We start from the raw sequence: 4317 nt of genomic DNA, 5'->3' as shown, positions 1-4317 counted from the left end.
GTGCGTGTCTTAACCTTCTTCCCTTCCCGGGCCCCCCCCCACGACCCCAAGCGCCCAGAACAGGGCAATCAAGCAGCAGTCGCGGAAAACCCGGGTAAGTCGAGCTCCCCGGCGCGAACGCGGTCGATGAAGGCAATCCACTCGTCGCTCGAGAACGACAGCGTCGGCGAAACTTCGTGCAGCAACTGGACGTCGCTGCCGGTCAGAATGCCAGCTGGGCTTGCGTCCAGGTCCTTGGAGTCCCGGATCTGCACGACATCGCCGGTGAAGCGAACCTCGACGCAAGCCTGCGAAGGGTTGCTGTACGAGCTCTTGAACCAGGTTGCCAACGGCTTGTCAGGTGTGGAAGTGCTCACGTTCCCTCCATCTCCTCGCGGAGTGGTCGCCTTCGCGTTTCGGCACTCCGCGGCTGCAAACCAGGGCATGTCCGAATCCCTGCGGGTGCGGATCGACACGTCGGCGCAGATGGTCTCGGCGATGCGGGCGGTGCAGGACGAGTTGGCGTTCGAGGTCGAGCAGCTCTCGCTGGAGAACGTCCACATCGGACGCATTGGTGGTCTGGTGGCGGACACCGAGTACCTCGCGCGGGCGCTGCGTCGGTTCGGGTGGCTCGCTGCGCGGGGGTGATGATCTGGTCGGTTTCTCAGGGATTCGCCCCTCGTTCGGGGGGCGGTCGATTCGTCTCGGAACCGACCGCCCCTCTGGTGGTCACTTGCCCTTGCGGGCCACTGGGATTTCCTTGGTGATCTGGGATTCCTGGCGGGGTATGCGGACGGTGAGGATGCCCGCCTCGTACTCCGCCTTGATGTCGTCGGTGTTGCAGCTCATCGGCAGGAGCATCGTCCGGCTGTAGTCGCCGTAGTAGAACTCGGTGTGGCGGTCGGTGCGCTCCTCGCGCTTGCGCTCGGCCTTGATCTTGAGCTGGTTGCCCTCGACGTTGATGTGGATGTCGTTGTCGGGATCCACTCCCGGCAGTTCGCAGCGGAGCACGAACTCGTTTGCCTCGGTGAACGTCTCGACGCGCATCGCGTGGCGTTCGCCGAACGGCCATTCGCCTTCGAACATCTGGAAGATGTCCGCCAGTCCCATGCTCGGCCGGGGCAGTGAGCTGGTCATGATGTCCTCCTCGGCGCAGGCTCTCGGACGCACCGCGCGGGTACCCGCGCGCACCCGCGGCAAACCGGTGCTGATCACTCCGCCGGCGGCGGCTGGTCGCTGGTGCGGCCCGGTTCCGGCGCGGTGCGGGCTGCGACCACGCTGCCGATGAACAGGTCGTAGACCACGGCGCCGATCACCCCGCCGACCAGCGGGCCGACGATGGGGATCCAGAAGTACCAGCTGAACCACTGGTAGGAGCCGGGCAGTGCGATCTCGCCCCAGCCGCTCAGGAACGTCCACAGCCGCGGGCCGAGGTCGCGCGCCGGGTTGATCGCGTATCCGGCGTTCGGGCCGAAGGTCATGCCGATGACGGTGACCGCCATGCCGATCATGAACGGGCCCATGTTGGCCGTCGGCGCGGTGTTGCGCGTGTCGATGAGGGCGAAGATGAGCAGCACCAGGATCGCGGTGCCGACGATCTGGTCGAGCAGCGGGCCCCACCACGACCCGTCGAAGTACTTGGCGGGGAAGGTGGCGAAGATGGCGAAGGTGTCCAGCGACTGGTTCCGGGCCAGCCCGGCCTTGGTGTTGAACGCGTTGATCGCCCAGCTGTAGGAGGCGAACACCAGTGCCGCCGCGATGAACGCGCCGACCAGCTGGGCGAACATGTAGGGCACGACCTTCCGCCAGGGGAAGGCCCGCCGGAACGCGAAGGCGAGGGTGACGGCGGGGTTGATGTGCGCGCCGCTCACCCCGCCCGCGACGTAGACGCCGAACACCACCGCGAATCCCCAGCCGAAGGCGATGATCAGCCAGTTCCCGGGGCCGAACGCGTCGGATTGCCGACCGGAGCCGGGCAACCCGGCGACCGCGACCGCCACCGAGGCGCACCCCAGCAGGATCAGGACGAACGTGCCCAGGAACTCGGCGAGCATCTCGCCGCCGAGCCCTCGTCGGTAGCCGTGACGGCGTTGCTGCTGCTCAGCCATCGTTGCTCCAGGAAACGAGTAGACCCGCCGAGCGCCCGTCGGGCGCGAGCGGAAGTCCCCACCAGTCCACGGAGTGTAGGTCCGACCGGCGTTGGTCGCCGGGTGCGCGGAGGTCAGGCGGTGCGGTGGGCCACGCGCAGCAGGTACTCCTCCCGGTCGAGCGGGTTGTGGTCGGCGCGCGGTCGCGCCGGGGGCTCGCCGCGGACGGGTGCGTAGCGGGCGAACCAGGTTTCCAGCACGCCCTCACCGCGGGTGAGGCCAGGCAGCTTCTGCTGAAGCTCGTGCACGTGGGCAGCCGGCAGCTCACCTTCCAGCTGGCACGACGCACCGCGCGTGGTCGTCGCCTGCGGTACGCCTTGTAGCCGGGCCACTGCCCTGGCGACCGTGCTGAGCGCCTCGGACGGGATGTCGAGGTGGAAGCGGTGCAGTGGCTCGTGCACGGCTGTCCCCGCCCGTCTCAGCGCGCTCATCAGCACCAGCGGGGTCAGGTTGCGGAAATCGCCCGCGGTGCTGGACATGCTCTTGTCGAACGTGCCGTGCGCCCGGCTCTGGCGCGCCCAGTAGCCGGCGTGCGTCATGGTCACCGCGCAGTCGGTGACCTGCCAGCCGCAGAGCCCTTGGCGCAGCGTGTTGCGCACCGCCTCCTCGACCGCGGTGAAGAACGCGGGCGGCATCGAACCGAGCTCCACGCCCAGCTGGAAGTCCACGCCTGCGCCGCTGGGCGCGGGCTCGACCTGTAGGCCGACGGTGGCCAGGAACGGGTTGTGCTCGTCGCCGATCGCCTCGACCGCCGCACCAGTGCCGAGGGGACGCTCGACGCAGATGATGATCGTGTCGCGGAAATCGACGTCGATGCCGAACTCGGCGGCCAGCGTCGCCTGGACGACCTCCTTCTGCACCTCGCCGTACAGCGACACGGAGATCTCCTGGCGCACGTCGTCCTGCCGCAGGTCGATCAGCGGGTCCTGCTCGGCGAGCTGGGTGAGCGCGACGTGCAGCGCACCCTTGTCCGCGTGGCGGCGCGGGACGACCACAGCTTCCAGAGTCGGCGGTGCGAAGTGGTGCTCCGACGACCGCTGAGGTGTGCCGATGGCATCGCCGACCCGGACGTCGGTGAGGCCCCACAACTTGCCGATGTGACCGGCGCTGACCGAATCGCTGCGCGTTGCCGCTCCTCGGTCGAAGACGCTGATCGCGGTGACCTTCTGCTCGTCGCAGCCCGGCAGCCGATCGCGGGTGCGCAAGGTGCCCGAGAACATGCGGGCGTAGGCGATCTTCTCGCCGGCCGGACCGCGTTCGACCTTGAACACCGTGCCCGTCGCCGGACCGTCCGGGTCGCCTTCCACGGCCGGCAGCAGCTCCGCGATGCCCTCTACCAGCGAGGGCACACCAGCACCCGTGGTGGCCGACCCGCAGTAGACCGGGTGCACCAGCGCCTGCTTCGCCTGCTCTGCCAGCGCGCGGTGGAGTTGTCCGGGCGGGATCGCCTCATCGACGACGTACGCGGCCAGCAACGCGTCGTCGTGCTCGGCGAGCACGTCCACCGCGACCGCGGTGTGCGGGGCGAAGGCCGCGCTGCGCGTGCCGGCGTCGAGCACGGCGCCCATCGGGACGATCGCCGGTGTCAGCTTGTCCGCGATGTCCTGCAACACCCGATCGACCTGGGCCCCGCGCCGGTCGACCTTGTTGACGAACACGAGCGTCGGGATGCCCAGGCGTTGCAGCGTCCGCATGAGCACGCGGGTCTGCGCCTGGACGCCTTCGACGGCCGAGATCACCAGCACGGCGCCGTCGAGGACGTTGAGCACCCGCTCCACCTCGGCGATGAAGTCCGGATGGCCGGGCGTGTCGATCAGGTTGACGGCGACGTCGCCGACGACGAACGAGACCACCGCCGACTTGATGGTGATGCCCCGCTGCCGCTCCAAGGCGAGCGAATCGGTCCGGGTGTCACCGCGATCGACGCTGCCGACCCGGTCGATCACCCCGGCGGTGTGCAGCAGTCGTTCGGTCAGGCTGGTCTTACCGGCGTCGACGTGGGCCAGGATCCCCAAGTTCAACGTGCGCACGAGTTCCAAGGTCCTTCGCGTAGGTGGCGATTTCCTGCGGTCGGGACGTGGCTGTGCGCATGAGTTCCTCTTCATCCGTGCGAACTGGTGCGGAGATTGCAGCAGGAGTCCACAGCGGACGGCAACTGGTTTTTCGCCCGCCGGTCGAGGGGCCGGATGCG

5 protein-coding genes are annotated in these 4317 nt (G+C 68.5%); 1 reads left to right on the top strand and 4 read right to left on the bottom strand.

Going from position 1 to position 4317, the window contains the following annotated elements:
* Window positions 1–68: 68 nt before the first annotated feature.
* Window positions 69–356 (bottom strand): DUF397 domain-containing protein, encoded by a 288-nt coding sequence (locus ABTZ89_RS36350; protein WP_351053539.1) that lies wholly within the window; start codon window positions 354–356, stop codon window positions 69–71.
* Between the two features lie 67 nt (window positions 357–423).
* Between ABTZ89_RS36350 and ABTZ89_RS36345 the strand changes: the two genes are divergently transcribed.
* On the top strand, window positions 424–627 hold the full coding sequence (locus tag ABTZ89_RS36345) for a hypothetical protein (protein WP_351053536.1): 204 nt from the start codon (window positions 424–426) through the stop codon (window positions 625–627).
* Between the two features lie 81 nt (window positions 628–708).
* On the opposite strand, the gene ABTZ89_RS36340 is transcribed toward ABTZ89_RS36345, so the two are convergent.
* The 3 genes from ABTZ89_RS36340 to ABTZ89_RS36330 form a co-directional block, all read right to left on the bottom strand.
* On the bottom strand, window positions 709–1116 hold the full coding sequence (locus tag ABTZ89_RS36340; RefSeq protein ID WP_270953906.1) for an Hsp20/alpha crystallin family protein: 408 nt from the start codon (window positions 1114–1116) through the stop codon (window positions 709–711).
* A gap of 74 nt (window positions 1117–1190) precedes the next feature.
* On the bottom strand, window positions 1191–2087 hold the full coding sequence (locus tag ABTZ89_RS36335; protein ID WP_351053533.1) for an MIP/aquaporin family protein: 897 nt from the start codon (window positions 2085–2087) through the stop codon (window positions 1191–1193).
* A gap of 113 nt (window positions 2088–2200) precedes the next feature.
* The gene (locus tag ABTZ89_RS36330) at window positions 2201–4156 is read right to left on the bottom strand and encodes a GTP-binding protein (protein WP_351053530.1); all 1956 of its coding nucleotides are present in this window, start codon (window positions 4154–4156) and stop codon (window positions 2201–2203) included.
* Window positions 4157–4317 lie beyond the last annotated feature (161 nt).

The sequence above is a fragment of the Saccharopolyspora sp. NPDC002686 genome, from assembly GCF_040295745.1.
Lineage (GTDB): Bacteria > Actinomycetota > Actinomycetes > Mycobacteriales > Pseudonocardiaceae > Saccharopolyspora > Saccharopolyspora oryzae.
This window is presented reverse-complemented; position numbering and strand designations above follow the sequence as displayed.

What these genes read in the sequence shown, in the direction of transcription:
- ABTZ89_RS36345 (WP_351053536.1), top strand. Translation starts at nt 424, where the DNA reads ATGTCCGAATCCCTGCGGGTGCGGATCGACACGTCGGCGCAGATGGTC.
- ABTZ89_RS36340 (WP_270953906.1), bottom strand. Translation starts at nt 1,116, where the DNA reads ATGACCAGCTCACTGCCCCGGCCGAGCATGGGACTGGCGGACATCTTC.
- ABTZ89_RS36335 (WP_351053533.1), bottom strand. Translation starts at nt 2,087, where the DNA reads ATGGCTGAGCAGCAGCAACGCCGTCACGGCTACCGACGAGGGCTCGGC.